Origin of the sequence: Citrobacter sp. MGH 55 (assembly GCF_016906145.1) — a bacterium.
Taxonomy (GTDB): domain Bacteria; phylum Pseudomonadota; class Gammaproteobacteria; order Enterobacterales; family Enterobacteriaceae; genus Citrobacter_A; species Citrobacter_A amalonaticus.
Genome location: NZ_CP070239.1, coordinates 4361590 through 4376834, shown reverse-complemented (window position 1 = coordinate 4376834; position 15245 = coordinate 4361590). Strand labels below are relative to the sequence as shown.

General features: G+C 54.9%; 13 protein-coding genes. 10 read left to right on the top strand and 3 right to left on the bottom strand.

Annotated elements, in window-relative coordinates:
- The first annotated feature begins 43 nt into the window (after positions 1 to 43).
- The 3 genes from ycaR to JTI98_RS18115 all read left to right on the top strand — a co-directional run bounded on the left by ycaR (position 44) and on the right by JTI98_RS18115 (position 2015).
- Positions 44 to 226: a protein YcaR gene (gene ycaR / locus JTI98_RS18125; protein WP_042320194.1), complete on the top strand. Its 183-nt coding sequence runs from the start codon at positions 44 to 46 to the stop codon at positions 224 to 226.
- A complete protein-coding gene (gene kdsB / locus JTI98_RS18120; protein ID WP_216081626.1) occupies positions 223 to 969 on the top strand; it encodes a 3-deoxy-manno-octulosonate cytidylyltransferase in 747 nt (248 codons plus the stop codon). Before ycaR ends, kdsB begins: the two co-directional genes overlap by 4 nt.
- A 152-nt stretch (positions 970 to 1121) precedes the next feature.
- Positions 1122 to 2015, top strand: coding sequence for a YcbJ family phosphotransferase (locus JTI98_RS18115; RefSeq protein ID WP_043001187.1), 894 nt, complete (start codon positions 1122 to 1124; stop codon positions 2013 to 2015).
- Here the strand turns inward: JTI98_RS18115 and elyC are convergent.
- Complete coding sequence (gene elyC / locus JTI98_RS18110; RefSeq protein WP_058587867.1) at positions 1992 to 2771, bottom strand: envelope biogenesis factor ElyC; 780 nt, start codon at positions 2769 to 2771, stop codon at positions 1992 to 1994. The two genes, JTI98_RS18115 and elyC, sit on opposite strands and share 24 nt — an antisense overlap.
- 135 nt (positions 2772 to 2906) lie before the next feature.
- Between elyC and cmoM the strand changes: the two genes are divergently transcribed.
- The 7 genes from cmoM (at position 2907) to JTI98_RS18075 (ending at position 13572) form a co-directional block, all read left to right on the top strand.
- Entirely contained in the window at positions 2907 to 3686 is a 780-nt protein-coding gene (gene cmoM / locus JTI98_RS18105) for a tRNA uridine 5-oxyacetic acid(34) methyltransferase CmoM (protein ID WP_054177197.1), read from the top strand.
- A 3-nt stretch (positions 3687 to 3689) separates the two neighbouring features.
- Entirely contained in the window at positions 3690 to 5012 is a 1323-nt protein-coding gene (mukF, locus tag JTI98_RS18100; protein ID WP_042320184.1) for a chromosome partition protein MukF, read from the top strand.
- On the top strand, positions 4993 to 5697 hold the full coding sequence (gene mukE, locus JTI98_RS18095; RefSeq protein WP_043001183.1) for a chromosome partition protein MukE: 705 nt from the start codon (positions 4993 to 4995) through the stop codon (positions 5695 to 5697). Before mukF ends, mukE begins: the two co-directional genes overlap by 20 nt.
- Positions 5697 to 10157 carry a chromosome partition protein MukB gene (gene mukB / locus JTI98_RS18090; protein WP_043001182.1) on the top strand — a complete coding sequence of 1487 codons (4461 nt, stop codon included), beginning with the start codon at positions 5697 to 5699 and terminating at the stop codon, positions 10155 to 10157. The genes mukE and mukB overlap by 1 nt, the downstream gene beginning before the upstream one ends.
- Before the next feature lie 172 nt (positions 10158 to 10329).
- Complete coding sequence (gene ldtD / locus JTI98_RS18085) at positions 10330 to 12180, top strand: L,D-transpeptidase (RefSeq protein WP_044256326.1); 1851 nt, start codon at positions 10330 to 10332, stop codon at positions 12178 to 12180.
- Positions 12181 to 12356: 176 nt separating this feature from the next.
- The gene (locus JTI98_RS18080) at positions 12357 to 12905 is read left to right on the top strand and encodes a YcbK family protein (protein WP_043001180.1); all 549 of its coding nucleotides are present in this window, start codon (positions 12357 to 12359) and stop codon (positions 12903 to 12905) included.
- Positions 12906 to 12924: 19 nt separating this feature from the next.
- Positions 12925 to 13572, top strand: a complete 648-nt coding sequence (locus JTI98_RS18075; protein WP_044256324.1) for an MBL fold metallo-hydrolase — start codon at positions 12925 to 12927, stop codon at positions 13570 to 13572.
- A 49-nt stretch (positions 13573 to 13621) separates the two neighbouring features.
- Here JTI98_RS18075 and aspC read toward each other — a convergent pair whose 3' ends face one another.
- On the bottom strand, positions 13622 to 14812 hold the full coding sequence (gene aspC, locus JTI98_RS18070) for an aspartate transaminase (protein ID WP_044327011.1): 1191 nt from the start codon (positions 14810 to 14812) through the stop codon (positions 13622 to 13624).
- Positions 14813 to 14995: 183 nt separating this feature from the next.
- Positions 14996 to 15245 (bottom strand): porin (locus JTI98_RS18065; RefSeq protein ID WP_216081625.1); only part of this gene is annotated, 250 nt, incomplete at its 5' end.

Genomic DNA, 15245 nt, shown 5'->3' with positions numbered 1-15245 from the left:
GATAAGATTTCCCAATTCATTACCCGGTCCATCTGGAGGAACTATGGATCATCGTCTGCTTGAAATCGTTGCCTGCCCGGTCTGTAACGGCAAACTCTGGTACAACCAGGAAAAACAAGAACTGATCTGCAAACTGGATAACCTCGCTTTTCCGCTGCGTGATGGCATTCCCGTTTTGCTGGAAACCGAGGCCCGTGTATTAGCGGCTGATGAGCGTAAATCATGAGTTTTGTCGTCATTATTCCTGCCCGCTACGCCTCCACGCGTCTGCCGGGTAAACCGTTGCAGGACATCAACGGTAAACCGATGATTGTGCATGTGTTGGAACGCGTCCGTGAATCCGGCGCTGAGCGTATTATTGTCGCGACCGATCATGAAGAGGTCGCACGCGCCGTTGAAGTGGCGGGTGGAGAAGTGTGCATGACCCGCGTCGATCACCAGTCCGGGACAGAACGTCTGGCTGAAGTGGTTGAGAAGTGTGGTTTCAGTGATGACACCGTGATTGTCAATGTGCAGGGTGATGAGCCGATGATCCCGGCCATCATTATTCGCCAGGTGGCAGAAAACCTGGCGCAGCGTCAGGTTGGAATGGCCACGCTCGCGGCACCGATTCATAGCGCGGAAGAGGCGTTCAATCCGAATGCAGTGAAGGTGGTACTGGATGCCGAAGGTTATGCGCTGTATTTCTCGCGTGCAACGATCCCCTGGGATCGCGATCGTTTTGCGAAAAGTCGCGAGACCGTCGGCGATAATTTCCTGCGCCACCTCGGCATTTACGGCTACCGCGCCGGATTTATCCGCCGCTATGTGAGCTGGGAGCCCAGCCCGCTGGAAAACATCGAGATGCTGGAGCAACTCCGCGTGCTGTGGTACGGCGAAAAAATCCACGTGGCTGTGGCAAAAGAGGTACCTGGCACCGGTGTTGATACCGCAGAAGACCTCGAGCGCGTTCGCGCTGAAATGCGTTAATTTTCTTTACGACACTCCGCTCTTTAGTGAGAGGAGTGTCGTACCGTTACGATTTTCCACGCTTTTTCTTTTCAACAATTGATCTCATCCGGGTGACATCCGTCGGTGTGGCGCTCATTATAAAAGCAGTAGCTTTTATGAGGGCAATCTGAATGGAACAGCTGCGCGCCGAATTAAGTCATTTACTGGGCGAAAAACTGAGCCGCATTGAATGCGTGAATGAAAAAGTCGACACAGCACTGTGGTCGCTCTATGACAGCCAGGGCAACCCAATGCCGCTGATGGCCCAAAGTTTCACCACGCCGGGGGTCGCGCAACAACTGGCCTGGAAAACCACCATGTTAGCGCGTAGCGGCACCGTGCGAATGCCGGTCATTTATGGGGTGATGACTCACGATGAACATCCCGGTCCGGATGTCTTACTGCTGGAACGTCTGCGTGGCGTCCCCGTTGAAGCGCCGGCCCGGACGCCGGAGCGTTGGGAGCAGCTCAAAGATCAGATTGTCGAAGGGTTACTGGCCTGGCACCGCCAGGATAGCCGGGGGTGTGTCGGTGCGGTGGACAATACGCAGGAGAATATCTGGCCTTCCTGGTATCGTCAGCGGGTTGAGGTGCTCTGGAGTACGCTCAATCAGTTCAACAACACCGGGCTAACCATGCAGGATAAGCGCATTCTGTTTCGCACCCGCGAATGTCTGCCCGCGCTGTTTGACGGCTTTAACGACAACTGTGTGCTGGTGCATGGCAATTTTAGTCTGCGCAGCATGTTAAAAGACGCCCGGAGCGACCAGCTTCTGGCGATGGTGGGGCCTGGTATTATGCTCTGGGCACCACGGGAGTACGAACTGTTCCGGCTGGTAGATAACACGCTGGCGGAAGGACTACTCTGGCACTACCTGCAACGCGCGCCAGTGGCGGAATCGTTCATCTGGCGGCGTTGGTTATACGTGTTATGGGATGAAGTGGCACAACTGGTCAATACCGGGCGCTTTAACCGATCTCATTTTGATCTCGCTGCGAAATCACTCCTGCCCTGGCTCGCCTGACGAGCCTTTCAACCGCTGCCAGACTCTCCCCAGCGTTTCGTAGCTTGCGCGATCGCTATGCATCAACCAGACGGGAGAGGGGATTGCCCGCTCCCACGGATTCAACGGGGAATCGATAGCCAGTTGATTCGCCGGAGCCGGCAGCGGATTTAACCCGGCCTGCTGAAAGAAAATCATTGCTCGCGGCAGATGAGAGGCTGAAGTGACCAGCAGGAATGGCGTGTCGCCGATAGCCTGCTTCACGGCAGCGGCTTCTTCCTCCGTATCCTTAGGCTTGTCGAGTGTGATGATATCCTCTTCCGGCACCCCCAACGATTGCGCCACCCGTGCGCCAACTTCTGCCGTACTCACCGGATTGGTTTTGGCATTCGCGCCGGTAAAAATCAATTTCGAACCTGGGTTAGCCCGCCACAGACGTATTCCCTCATTTAGACGCGGCAAACTGTTGTTGATCAGGTTAGAACTGGGCGCCCACTGCGGGTTCCAGGTATAGCCGCCGCCTAACACGACGATGTATTCAACTTTCTGCGTATCCTGCCAGGTGGGGTAGCTATTTTCTATCGGGCGCAGCAGATGGTCTGCAACGGGTTGCAGGCTGAGCAGGAACAGTACCAGCCAACTGAGGCTGATAAATACCTTGCCGGTTTTCTGAAAACGGCTAAACCACAGCAGTGCCAGACCGATACCCATCATCAAGAGCAGAAAAGGGAGAGGCAACAGCATGCCGCCAATCACTTTCTTCAGCGTAAAAAGCATCCTTTTTGGTTCCTTTTTTGACCATACAGCAGAAGAATAATCGTGATATTACACCAGAGAGGTTCATTCTCCGCGCGGGTGTGACAAAATAGCGGTTTTATCAGAGAACAGCTAAGCCAGCCTGTGGAGAGCCCGATGCGGGATCGCAATTTTGATGACATTGCTGAGAAGTTTTCCCGTAATATTTACGGCACCACAAAAGGGCAGCTAAGGCAGGCGATCCTGTGGCAGGATCTCGACCTTATTCTGACAGACTTCGGCGCGCAACCACTTCGTGTGCTGGACGCTGGCGGCGGTGAAGGACAAACGGCCATTAAAATGGCAGAACGTGGTCATCACGTGACGTTGTGTGACGTCTCCGGTGAGATGATCGCCCGTGCGCAACGGGCGGCAGAAGCCAAAGGTGTGAGCCACAACATGCATTTTATACAATGCGCTGCTCAGGACGTCGCTTCGCATTTGGAAAGCTCCGTTGATCTGATATTGTTTCATGCTGTGCTGGAGTGGGTCGCCGATCCGGTCAGCGTGTTAGAGACCCTTTGGTCGGTATTGCGTCCCGGTGGCGTACTGTCGTTAATGTTCTACAATGCCAACGGCCTGTTGATGCATAACATGGTGGCGGGGAACTTTGACTACGTGCAGATAGGGATGCCCAAACGTAAGAAGCGTACCCTTTCACCAGACTATCCGCGTGAGCCAGGAGAGGTTTACCAGTGGCTGGAACAGATGGGCTGGCAGATCACCGGGAAAACCGGGGTGCGCGTGTTTCATGATTATCTGCGTGAGAAACATCAGCAGCGTGACTGTTATGAGATATTGCTTGAATTAGAAACGCGTTACTGTCGCCTGGAGCCGTATGTCAGCCTGGGTCGTTACATTCACGTCACCGCGCGTAAACCGCAGATGCAAGGATAACCTATGAGTGAATTTTCCCAGACAGTCCCCGAACTGGTTGCCTGGGCCAGAAAAAATGACTTCTCTATCTCGCTGCCGGTAGACCGACTCTCGTTTCTGCTGGCGGTGGCCACGCTGAACGGCGAGCGCCTGGACGGTGAGATGAGTGAAGGCGAACTGGTGGATGCGTTCCGCCATGTAAGTGATGCGTTTGAGCAAACCAGCGAAACCATTGGCGTGCGCGCGAACAATGCGATCAACGATATGGTGCGTCAACGTCTGCTGAACCGCTTTACCAGTGAGCAGGCAGAAGGGAACGCGATTTATCGTTTGACGCCGCTCGGCATTGGCATTACCGATTACTATATTCGTCAACGTGAATTTTCCACGCTGCGTCTGTCAATGCAGTTGTCGATCGTGGCGGGTGAGCTCAAGCGCGCGGCGGATGCCGCCGATGAGGGCGGCGATGAGTTCCACTGGCATCGCAACGTCTATGCGCCACTCAAGTATTCGGTCGCTGAGATTTTCGACAGTATCGATCTGACTCAGCGCATCATGGATGAACAGCAGCAGCAGGTGAAAGATGATATCGCGCAACTGTTGAATAAAGACTGGCGCGCGGCGATTTCGAGCTGTGAACTGCTACTGTCAGAAACCTCCGGCACTCTGCGCGAGTTGCAGGATACGCTGGAAGCGGCAGGCGATAAATTGCAGGCCAATTTGCTGCGTATCCAGGATGCGACGCTGGCTCATGACGATCTGCATTTTGTTGATCGCCTGGTGTTTGACCTGCAAAGCAAGCTCGATCGTATTATCAGCTGGGGTCAGCAGTCGATCGATCTGTGGATTGGCTATGACCGCCACGTTCACAAATTTATCCGTACCGCCATCGATATGGATAAAAACCGCGTCTTTGCCCAGCGCTTACGTCAGTCGGTACAGACCTATTTTGACGAGCCGTGGGCGCTGACCTATGCCAACGCCGATCGTCTGCTGGATATGCGTGACGAAGAGATGGCGCTGCGTGATGAAGAGGTCACCGGGGAACTTCCGCCGGATTTAGAGTACGAAGAGTTTAACGAGATCCGCGAACAGCTGGCGGCGATTATCGAAGGCCAACTGGCTATCTATAAATCGAAAGAGACGCCGTTAGATCTCGGTCTGGTAGTGCGCGAGTATCTTGCGCAATACCCGCGTGCGCGTCACTTTGACGTCGCGCGCATTGTTATCGATCAGGCGGTACGTCTTGGCGTAGCGCAAGCAGACTTCACCGGACTGCCAGCCAAATGGCAGCCGATTAATGATTACGGAGCCAAGGTACAGGCGCATGTCATTGACAAATATTGAACAAGTGATGCCGGTTAAGCTGGCGCAGGCGCTGGCGAATCCGTTATTTCCGGCGCTGGATAGCGCATTACGTTCAGGCCGCCACATTGGTCTGGATGAACTGGATAATCATGCCTTTTTGATGGACTTTCAGGACTATCTGGAAGAGTTTTACAGCCGCTATAACGTGGAGCTGATCCGCGCGCCGGAAGGTTTCTTCTACCTGCGTCCGCGTTCAACGACCATTATCCCGCGTTCCGTGTTGTCTGAACTGGACATGATGGTCGGTAAAATTCTCTGCTACCTCTACCTCAGTCCGGAGCGGCTGGCGAACGAGGGGATTTTCACTCAGCAGGAGTTGTACGACGAGCTGCTGACGCTGGCTGACGAAGCCAAACTGTTGAAGCTGGTGAATAACCGCTCAACCGGCTCCGACGTTGACCGCCAGAAGTTACAGGAAAAAATGCGTTCGTCATTAAACCGCCTGCGCCGTTTAGGCATGGTGTGGTTTATGGGGCATGACAGCAGCAAATTCCGCATTACGGAATCGGTGTTCCGCTTTGGCGCGGATGTACGAACGGGTGACGACCCGCGCGAAGCGCAGCGTCGCCTGATCCGCGATGGCGAAGCGATGCCGGTCGAAAACCACCTGCAGCTCAATGATGAGACCGAAGAGAATCAGCCGGACAGTGGAGAAGAAGAATAATGATTGAACGCGGTAAATTTCGCTCACTAACGCTGATTAACTGGAACGGTTTCTTTGCCCGTACCTTTGACCTGGATGAACTGGTTACCACGCTTTCCGGGGGGAACGGCGCGGGGAAATCCACTACCATGGCGGCGTTCGTCACGGCGCTGATCCCGGATTTAACCCTGCTGCACTTCCGTAACACCACGGAAGCAGGCGCGACCAGCGGCTCACGCGACAAAGGTCTGCACGGTAAGCTGAAAGCGGGTGTCTGTTATTCGATGCTCGATACGATCAACTCGCGCCATCAGCGCGTGGTGGTGGGTGTGCGCTTGCAGCAGGTTGCCGGACGCGACCGTAAAGTCGATATCAAACCGTTTGCCATTCAGGGACTGCCGATGTCTGTGCAGCCTACGCAACTGGTGACGGAGACGCTGAACGAACGTCAGGCGCGCGTCCTGCCGTTAACGGAGCTGAAAGAAAAGCTCGACGCGATGGAAGGCGTGCAGTTTAAGCAGTTCAACTCGATCACCGATTACCATTCGCTGATGTTTGATTTGGGCCTCATCGCCCGTCGTCTGCGCTCTGCGTCTGACCGTAGTAAATTCTATCGCCTGATTGAAGCCTCGCTGTACGGTGGGATTTCCAGCGCGATCACCCGGTCTCTGCGCGACTACCTGTTGCCGGAAAACAGCGGGGTGCGTAAGGCGTTCCAGGATATGGAAGCTGCGCTGCGGGAAAACCGCCTGACGCTGGAAGCCATTCGCGTTACCCAGTCCGATCGCGATCTGTTTAAACACCTGATTAGCGAAGCCACCAACTATGTGGCGGCGGACTATATGCGTCACGCCAATGAGCGCCGGATCCACCTCGATAAAGCGCTGGAATTCCGTCGCGAATTGTACACGTCGCGCAAACAACTGGCGGCCGAGCAGTATAAACACGTCGACATGGCGCGTGAGTTGGGCGAGCACAACGGTGCGGAAGGCGATCTCGAAGCCGATTATCAGGCGGCAAGCGATCACCTGAACCTGGTGCAAACCGCGCTACGCCAGCAGGAAAAAATTGAACGTTATGAAGCGGATCTCGACGAGTTGCAGATCCGTCTCGAAGAACAAAATGAAGTGGTCGCAGAAGCCGCCGATCGTCAGGAAGAGAACGAAGCGCGCGCCGAAGCGGCCGAGCTGGAAGTGGATGAGCTGAAAAGCCAACTGGCGGACTACCAGCAGGCGCTGGACGTTCAACAGACCCGCGCCATCCAGTACAACCAGGCGATCTCGGCGCTGGAACGCGCCAGAGCGGTGTGCCATCTGCCGGATCTGACGGCCGATAGCGCCGCCGAGTGGCTGGAAACCTTCCAGGCGAAAGAGCAGGAAGCCACCGAAAAAATGCTCTCGCTAGAACAGAAAATGAGCGTGGCGCAAACCGCGCACAGTCAGTTCGAGCAGGCGTATCAGCTGGTGGTGGCGATCAATGGCCCGCTGGCGCGTAATGAAGCCTGGGACGTGGCGCGCGAACTGCTGCGCGAAGGCGTTGACCAGCGTCACCTGGCGGAACAGGCGCAGTCGCTGCGTATGCGACTGAGCGAACTGGAACAGCGTCTGCGCGAGCAGCAGGAAGCCGAACGTCTGTTGGCGGAATTCTGCAAACGTCAGGGGAAAAATTTCGACATTGACGAACTGGAAGCCCTGCATCAGGAGCTGGAAGCGCGTATCGCCTCGCTGTCTGACAACGTTTCCAGCGCGCATGAACAGCGTATGGCGCTGCGTCAAGAGCAGGAACAGCTACAGTCGCGCATTCAGCATCTCATGCAGCGTGCCCCCGTCTGGCTGGCGGCGCAAAACAGCCTGAGTCAGTTGAGTGAACAGTGCGGTGAAGAGTTTACGTCCAGCCAGGAAGTGACCGAATATCTGCAGCAATTGCTCGAACGAGAGCGTGAAGCGATTGTGGAACGCGACGAAGTCGGCGCGCGCAAGAATGCCGTCGATGAAGAGATCGAACGCTTAAGCCAGCCTGGTGGCTCGGAAGATCAGCGTCTGAACGCGCTGGCGGAACGCTTTGGCGGCGTGCTGCTGTCAGAAATCTATGACGACGTCAGTCTTGAAGATGCGCCGTACTTCTCCGCGTTGTATGGTCCGTCGCGTCACGCCATTGTGGTGCCGGATCTGTCGCTGATCGCTGAACAACTGGAAGGGTTGACGGATTGCCCGGAAGATTTGTATCTGATCGAAGGGGATCCGCAGTCATTTGATGACAGCGTCTTCAGCGTCGACGAACTGGAAAAAGCGGTGGTGGTGAAGATTGCCGATCGCCAGTGGCGCTACTCGCGCTTCCCGTCCGTACCGCTGTTTGGCCGTGCGGCGCGAGAAAACCGTATCGAAACGCTGCATGCCGAGCGTGAAGGATTATCCGAGCGTTTTGCCACGCTCTCTTTTGACGTTCAGAAAACGCAGCGTCTGCATCAGGCGTTCAGCCGCTTCATTGGCAGCCATCTTTCGGTGGCTTTTGAATCCGATCCGGAAGCCGAAATTCGCCAGCTCAACAGCCGTCGCGTTGAGCTGGAACGTGCGTTGACCGCCCACGAAAACGAAAACCAGCAGCAGCGTCTGCAGTACGAACAGGCGAAAGAGGGCGTTGCCGCGCTTAACCGCCTGCTGCCGCGTCTGAATTTGCTGGCTGACGACAGTCTGGCGGATCGCGTCGAAGAGATCCGCGAGCGTCTGGATGAAGCGCAAGAAGCCGCGCGCTTTGTACAGCAGCACGGCAACCAACTGGCGAAACTGGAACCGATGGTGTCGGTGTTGCAGAGCGACCCGGAACAGTTTGAACAACTGAAAGAAGATTACGCGTACTCCCAGCAGACGCAGCGCGATGCGCGTCAGCAGGCGTTTGCGCTGACCGAAGTGGTCCAGCGTCGTGCACACTTCGGCTATTCCGACTCAGCGGAAATGCTCAGCGGCAACAGCGATCTGAACGAAAAACTGCGTGAGCGCCTGGAACATGCGGAAGCTGAACGTACCCGCGCCCGTGAAGCCCTGCGTGGTCATGCGGCGCAACTGAGTCAGTACAATCAGGTTCTGGCTTCGCTGAAAAGCTCTTACGATACCAAGAAAGAGCTGCTTAACGATTTGCAGCGTGAATTGCAGGATATTGGCGTGCGTGCCGACAGCGGAGCGGAAGAGCGTGCGCGCATTCGTCGCGATGAACTGCATTCGCAGCTCAGCAACAACCGTGCGCGGCGTAACCAGCTCGAAAAAGCGCTTACCTTCTGTGAAGCGGAGATGGATAACCTGACCCGCAAACTGCGCAAACTGGAACGCGATTACCACGAAATGCGTGAGCAGGTGGTAACCGCGAAAGCAGGCTGGTGCGCCGTGATGCGACTGGTGAAAGACAGCGGCGTCGAGCGTCGTTTGCATCGTCGCGAGCTGGCCTATCTTTCCGGTGATGATCTGCGCTCCATGTCGGATAAGGCGCTGGGTGCGCTGCGTCTGGCGGTCGCTGATAACGAACATCTGCGTGATGTCCTGCGTCTGTCGGAAGATCCGAAACGTCCGGAACGTAAGATCCAGTTCTTTGTCGCAGTGTATCAGCATCTGCGCGAGCGTATCCGTCAGGATATCATTCGTACCGACGATCCAGTGGAAGCCATCGAACAGATGGAAATCGAGCTGGGCCGCCTGACCGAAGAACTGACCTCCCGTGAACAGAAACTGGCAATCAGCTCACGTAGCGTGGCGAACATTATTCGCAAGACCATCCAGCGCGAGCAGAACCGTATTCGTCAGCTCAACCAGGGGTTGCAGAGCGTGTCGTTCGGTCAGGTTCACAGCGTGCGTCTGAACGTGAATGTGCGTGAAACCCATGCCACGCTGTTGGAAGTGCTGTCTGAACAGCATGAGCAGCATCAGGATCTGTTCAACAGCAACCGCTTGACCTTCTCAGAAGCGCTGGCGAAGCTTTATCAACGCCTGAACCCGCAAATCGACATGGGACAGCGTACGCCGCAAACCATTGGCGAGGAGTTACTGGATTACCGTAACTATCTCGAAATGGAAGTGGAAGTTAACCGTGGTTCTGACGGCTGGCTGCGTGCAGAGTCCGGTGCGCTATCGACCGGTGAAGCGATCGGGACCGGAATGTCGATCCTGGTGATGGTGGTTCAAAGCTGGGAAGATGAAGCGCGCCGTCTGCGCGGGAAAGATATCTCCCCTTGCCGTCTGCTGTTCCTCGATGAAGCCGCCCGTCTGGATGCGCGCTCCATCGCGACGTTGTTTGAGCTGTGTGAGCGTCTGCAGATGCAGCTCATCATCGCGGCGCCGGAAAACATCAGTCCGGAGAAGGGCACCACCTATAAGCTGGTGCGTAAAGTCTTCCAGAATACGGAACACGTTCATGTGGTCGGGCTGCGAGGATTTGCGCCGCAGTTACCGGATCCTCTCCCCGGCGAGGCTGATGCCCCGTCAGAGGCCAGCTAAAACCTTAAAGACGGCTGAAAAGCCGTCTTTTTCATTTCTTAAACTATGGATTTCAGGTGCATTTTCTTTAAACTTCTTTACATTAGGTTAGGCAATCGCATATCAGCCTTTCTATAATGAAGGAAAGCTCCGGTAGATGTGAGCATGTCGTAATGTAACCAGAGGGCAAGGGATGTTGCTTAATAAAATTGGTGGTCGTCGGTTCTCGGCAATAAGTTTATGCCTGGCCGTAGTATTCGCTCCACTGTCCAGTGTTCAGGCTGATGAGCCTGAAGTGATACCTGGCGACAGCCCTGTCGTTGTCAGTGAACAGAGTCTCGCTCAGCCGCAGGCGCAATCTGGCGCAACGGCGGTGATGGCGGGTCTGCAGCCACTCCCTGAGGGGGCGGCGGAAAAGGCGCGAGCTGAGCTTCAGTCGCAACTTCCTTCAGGCTATACGCCTGTCTATATGAATCAGCTTGAACTGCTTTATGCGGCGCGAGATATGAAACCCATGTGGGAAAATCGCGAAGCCGTCAAAGCGTTCCAGCAACAGCTGGCAGAGGTTGCCATTGCGGGCTTCCAGCCTCAATTCACCACCTGGGTGGCGTTACTGACCGATCCTGCCGTTAACGGCATCGCGCGCGATCTGGTGTTGTCTGATGCGATGATGGGGTATCTCCATCTGATCGCCAATATTCCGGTCAAAGGCAACCGCTGGCTGTACAGCAGTAAACCGTATGCACTGGCGACGCCACCGCTGTCGGTCATCAATCAGTGGCAGGTTGCGCTGGATAATGGACAACTTCCGACGTTTATTGCCGGGCTGGCACCCCAGCACCCTCAGTATGCGTCAATGCACGCGTCGTTATTAGCGCTGGTGGGCGATTCACGTCCATGGCCGCAGCTGACCGGCAAAGCAACGCTACGACCGGGTCAGTGGAGCAACGACGTGCCTGCGCTGCGGGAAATACTGCAACGTACCGGGATGCTGGAAGGCGGACCGAAAATTGCACTGCCGGGTGATGAGACCCCATCAGAAGCGGTGGTTAGCCCGTCAGCCGTTGCCGTTGAAACCCCGAGCGCTGACACGGCAAAACAGACTGCGCCGCGCAGTAAGCCAGCACCAGCTGTCCGTGCTGCGTATGATAAAGAGCTGGTTGAAGCGGTAAAACGCTTCCAGACGTGGCAAGGGTTGGGCGCAGATGGCGCTATTGGCCCGGCTACCCGCGACTGGCTGAACGTGACCCCCGCGCAGCGTGCAGGGGTACTGGCGCTCAATATCCAGCGTCTGCGTTTGCTTCCATCTGAACTGTCGACGGGTATTATGGTGAATATTCCGGCGTATTCGCTAGTTTATTATCAGAATGGTAATCAGGTGCTGGCGTCCAGGGTAATTGTCGGTCGTCCCGATCGTAAAACGCCGATGATGAGCAGCGCTCTGAATAACGTGGTGGTCAATCCGCCATGGAACGTCCCGCCGACGCTGGCGCGTAAGGACATTCTGCCCAAGCTGTGGAACGATCCTGGCTACCTTGAACGTCACGGCTATACCGTGATGCGGGGCTGGAACAGCAGAGAAGCGATTGATCCGTGGCAGGTTGACTGGTCAACCATCACGCCGTCAAATTTACCGTTCCGTTTCCAGCAGGCGCCGGGAGCGCGTAACTCGTTGGGCCGCTACAAGTTCAATATGCCAAGTTCCGATGCAATTTATCTGCACGACACGCCTAACCATAATTTGTTCCAGAAGGATTCCCGGGCGCTTAGTTCCGGTTGCGTGCGTGTGAACAAGGCTTCTGAACTGGCAAACATGCTGTTACAGGATGCGGGCTGGAACGATACGCGAATTTCCGATGCGCTGAAGCAGGGCGACACGCGCTACGTCAATATTCGTCAGACTATCCCGGTCAACCTGTATTACCTGACGGCGTTTGTTGGCGCGGACGGGCGTACCCAGTATCGTACAGATATTTACAATTATGATCTGACAGCGCGATCCAGCGCACAAATTGTGGCAAAAGCAGAACAATTAATCAGGTAAATGAAGAAGTTCTGGTTAATCTGTTGTCGTAATAATTGGCAGTGACAGGGGCATCGGCCCAGAAGCCCCGTCATTGCTGGGGTTGGGCCAACTTGACGGCGGCTTTGATGCCAGTTAAGGTGCCTATCGTGCGCTAAAGCATATAGACGATAACATTGACCTGTAGACCTTAAACCATGGACAAATTTGACGCTAATCGCCGCAAACTGCTGGCGTTAGGTGGCGCTGCCCTCGGAGCTGCCATCTTGCCTGTGCCTGCGTTTGCCACACTCTCTACCCCGCGTCCGCGTATTTTGACTCTGAGCAACCTCAACACCGGAGAGTCAATTAAAGCGGAATTTTTTGATGGCAGAGCTTATATTCAGGATGAATTAGCCAAACTTAACCATTTTTTCCGTGACTATCGCGCGAATAAGGTGAAGTCCATCGACCCCAGACTCTTCGATCAGCTTTTCCGCCTGCAAGGGCTGTTGGGAACACGTAAGCCCGTTCAACTGATTTCCGGTTATCGTTCACTGGATACCAACAATGAATTGCGTGCGCACAGCCGTGGGGTAGCGAAACAAAGCTATCACACCAAAGGCCAGGCCATGGATTTTCATATTGAAGGCATTTCGTTAAGTAATATTCGCAAAGCTGCGTTATCTATGCGCGCAGGTGGTGTAGGATACTACCCACGCAGTAACTTTGTGCATATTGACACCGGGCCGGCGCGGCACTGGTGATTAACGAAACAGGAGCAGTATGAACTATCGTATTATTCCGGTCACCGCGTTCTCCCAGAACTGTTCTTTGATCTGGTGTGAGCAAACGCGTCTGGCAGCGCTTGTCGATCCCGGCGGCGATGCTGAAAAAATCAAACAGGAAGTGGATGCCAGCGGCATCACGTTGACGCAGATCCTGCTCACTCACGGACACCTCGATCATGTGGGTGCCGCGGCGGAACTGGCGCAACATTACGGTGTACCGGTTATCGGTCCGGAAAAAGAAGATGAGTTCTGGCTGCAGGGTTTGCCTGCGCAAAGTCGCATGTTTGGCCTCGGCGAATGTCAGCCACTGACGCCCGACCGTTGGCTTAACGAAGGAGATCGTGTCAGCGTAGGGAATGTGACTTTACAGGTGTTGCATTGCCCGGGCCATACGCCTGGACACGTCGTTTTCTTCGACGAGCAGTCGCAACTTCTTATCTCAGGCGACGTGATTTTTAAAGGTGGAGTAGGGCGCAGTGATTTCCCGCGCGGCGATCACAGCCAGTTGATTGACTCGATCAAACGTAAGCTGTTGCCATTAGGCGATGACGTGACGTTTATTCCGGGTCATGGCCCGCTGTCGACGCTGGGCTATGAACGGTTGCACAACCCGTTCCTGCAGGATGAAATGCCTGTCTGGTAATCCCCATTAAAAAGCCCGCTTATCGCGGGCTTTGCTTTTATCGCACGTCTTACAGCACGGCAACAATGGCTTCGCACAGCGGCGCCATGTTATCCGGCGTCATTCCGGCAACGTTGACGCGACCAGAAGCCACCGCATAAACGCCAAACTCTTCACGCAGACGCAGAACCTGCTCTTTGGTCAGGCCGCTGAATGAGAACATGCCGTTTTGTTTGATGATGAAGCTGAAATCGCGTTCAGCCCCTTTCTCTTGCAGGGTGTTCACAAACAGCAGACGCATACGCTGGATGCGCTGGCGCATGTCGGTCAGTTCCTGTTCCCAGATTGCGCGCAGCGCATCGTTGCTGAGGATTGTGGCAACCACTGATGCGCCGTGGGCTGGCGGGTTAGAGTAGTTCGCACGAATGGCGGATTTCATCTGGCTGAAGGCACGGTCAACGGTTTCCGCATCTGCCGCAACCAACGTACAGGCACCCACACGTTCGTTGTACAGGCCAAAGTTCTTGGAGTAGGAGCTCGCGACAATCAGCTCTTTGTGCAGCGCGGCGAACGCGCGCAGTCCTTCCGCGTCTTCTTCCAGACCACGGGCGAAGCCCTGATACGCGAAGTCAAATAGCGGCAACCAGCCTTTCTCGACGGAAAGCTGTGCCAGGGTTTGCCACTGCTCAAGCGTAGGATCGATACCGGTTGGGTTATGGCAACAACCGTGGAATAGCACCACATCGCCCGCCTGTGCTTCGCTCAGGCTGTTTCGCAGCGCATCGAAGTCGAGTGAATGGTTTTCTGCGTCGTAATAAGCGTACTCGCGTACTTCCAGCCCGGCGGAGTTAAACACGCTCTTATGGTTCGGCCAGCTTGGGTTGCTCACCCAGACGCGTTTTACTGCCGTATTTTTTGCCAGGAAGTCGGCAGCAACGCGTAGCGCGCCGGTGCCGCCCGGCGTTTGCGCCGTGCGTGCGCGTTTGTCATTGATAAGATGACTACCTTTGCCGAACAGCAGCTCCTGCGTGCAACGGCCAAATTCCGGAATACCGTCAATGCCGAGGTAGTTTTTTGTTGTTTCATTTTCGAGTAAGTATTGCTCGGCTTTTTTAACGCTGGTCAGCACTGGCGTTTTGCCAGTTTCATCTTTATAGACACCGATCCCAAGGTTAATTTTCGAAGGACGGTCATCAGCACGAAACAGATCGGCCAGACCCAGAATGGGGTCGGCAGGGGCGGCAGTAATGTTCTCAAACATGACGAGGTTCCATTGTGGTTACAGAAGGGAAATCCGTTATCAGGTTAACGGTAGATTTACAAAATGCCAACCGTTAGTGATGAAAAGCCTGAAGGTTTTTTGAAGTCGCAAGATTTTGCTGACAGGCATAAAAAAACAGGACCGAAGTCCTGTTTTTTAGGCATTTAGCAAAGGGGTCTGCTATTAGAACTGGTATACGATACCCAGAGCAACGGTGTCGTCAGAGTTCACGCCCAGTTTGTTGTCAGAATCAATCTGGTTGATCTGGTAGTCAACATAGGTGGACATGTTTTTGTTGAAGTAGTAGGTGGCACCCACTTCAATGTAGTTCACCAGATCTTCGCTACCGACACCTTCTACGTCTTTCGCTTTAGATTTGTTGTAGGAGATGGACGGACGCAGGCCGAAATCGAACTGGTACTGAGCGACCACT

Excerpts from the sequence above, each read along its gene's own strand:
- cmoM (WP_054177197.1), top strand. The coding sequence starts at position 2,907 with ATGCGGGATCGCAATTTTGATGACATTGCTGAGAAGTTTTCCCGTAAT.
- JTI98_RS18075 (WP_044256324.1), top strand. The coding sequence starts at position 12,925 with ATGAACTATCGTATTATTCCGGTCACCGCGTTCTCCCAGAACTGTTCT.
- JTI98_RS18080 (WP_043001180.1), top strand. The coding sequence starts at position 12,357 with ATGGACAAATTTGACGCTAATCGCCGCAAACTGCTGGCGTTAGGTGGC.
- aspC (WP_044327011.1), bottom strand. The coding sequence starts at position 14,812 with ATGTTTGAGAACATTACTGCCGCCCCTGCCGACCCCATTCTGGGTCTG.
- kdsB (WP_216081626.1), top strand. The coding sequence starts at position 223 with ATGAGTTTTGTCGTCATTATTCCTGCCCGCTACGCCTCCACGCGTCTG.
- ycaR (WP_042320194.1), top strand. The coding sequence starts at position 44 with ATGGATCATCGTCTGCTTGAAATCGTTGCCTGCCCGGTCTGTAACGGC.
- mukF (WP_042320184.1), top strand. The coding sequence starts at position 3,690 with ATGAGTGAATTTTCCCAGACAGTCCCCGAACTGGTTGCCTGGGCCAGA.
- elyC (WP_058587867.1), bottom strand. The coding sequence starts at position 2,771 with ATGCTTTTTACGCTGAAGAAAGTGATTGGCGGCATGCTGTTGCCTCTC.
- JTI98_RS18115 (WP_043001187.1), top strand. The coding sequence starts at position 1,122 with ATGGAACAGCTGCGCGCCGAATTAAGTCATTTACTGGGCGAAAAACTG.
- mukE (WP_043001183.1), top strand. The coding sequence starts at position 4,993 with ATGTCATTGACAAATATTGAACAAGTGATGCCGGTTAAGCTGGCGCAG.
- ldtD (WP_044256326.1), top strand. The coding sequence starts at position 10,330 with ATGTTGCTTAATAAAATTGGTGGTCGTCGGTTCTCGGCAATAAGTTTA.
- mukB (WP_043001182.1), top strand. The coding sequence starts at position 5,697 with ATGATTGAACGCGGTAAATTTCGCTCACTAACGCTGATTAACTGGAAC.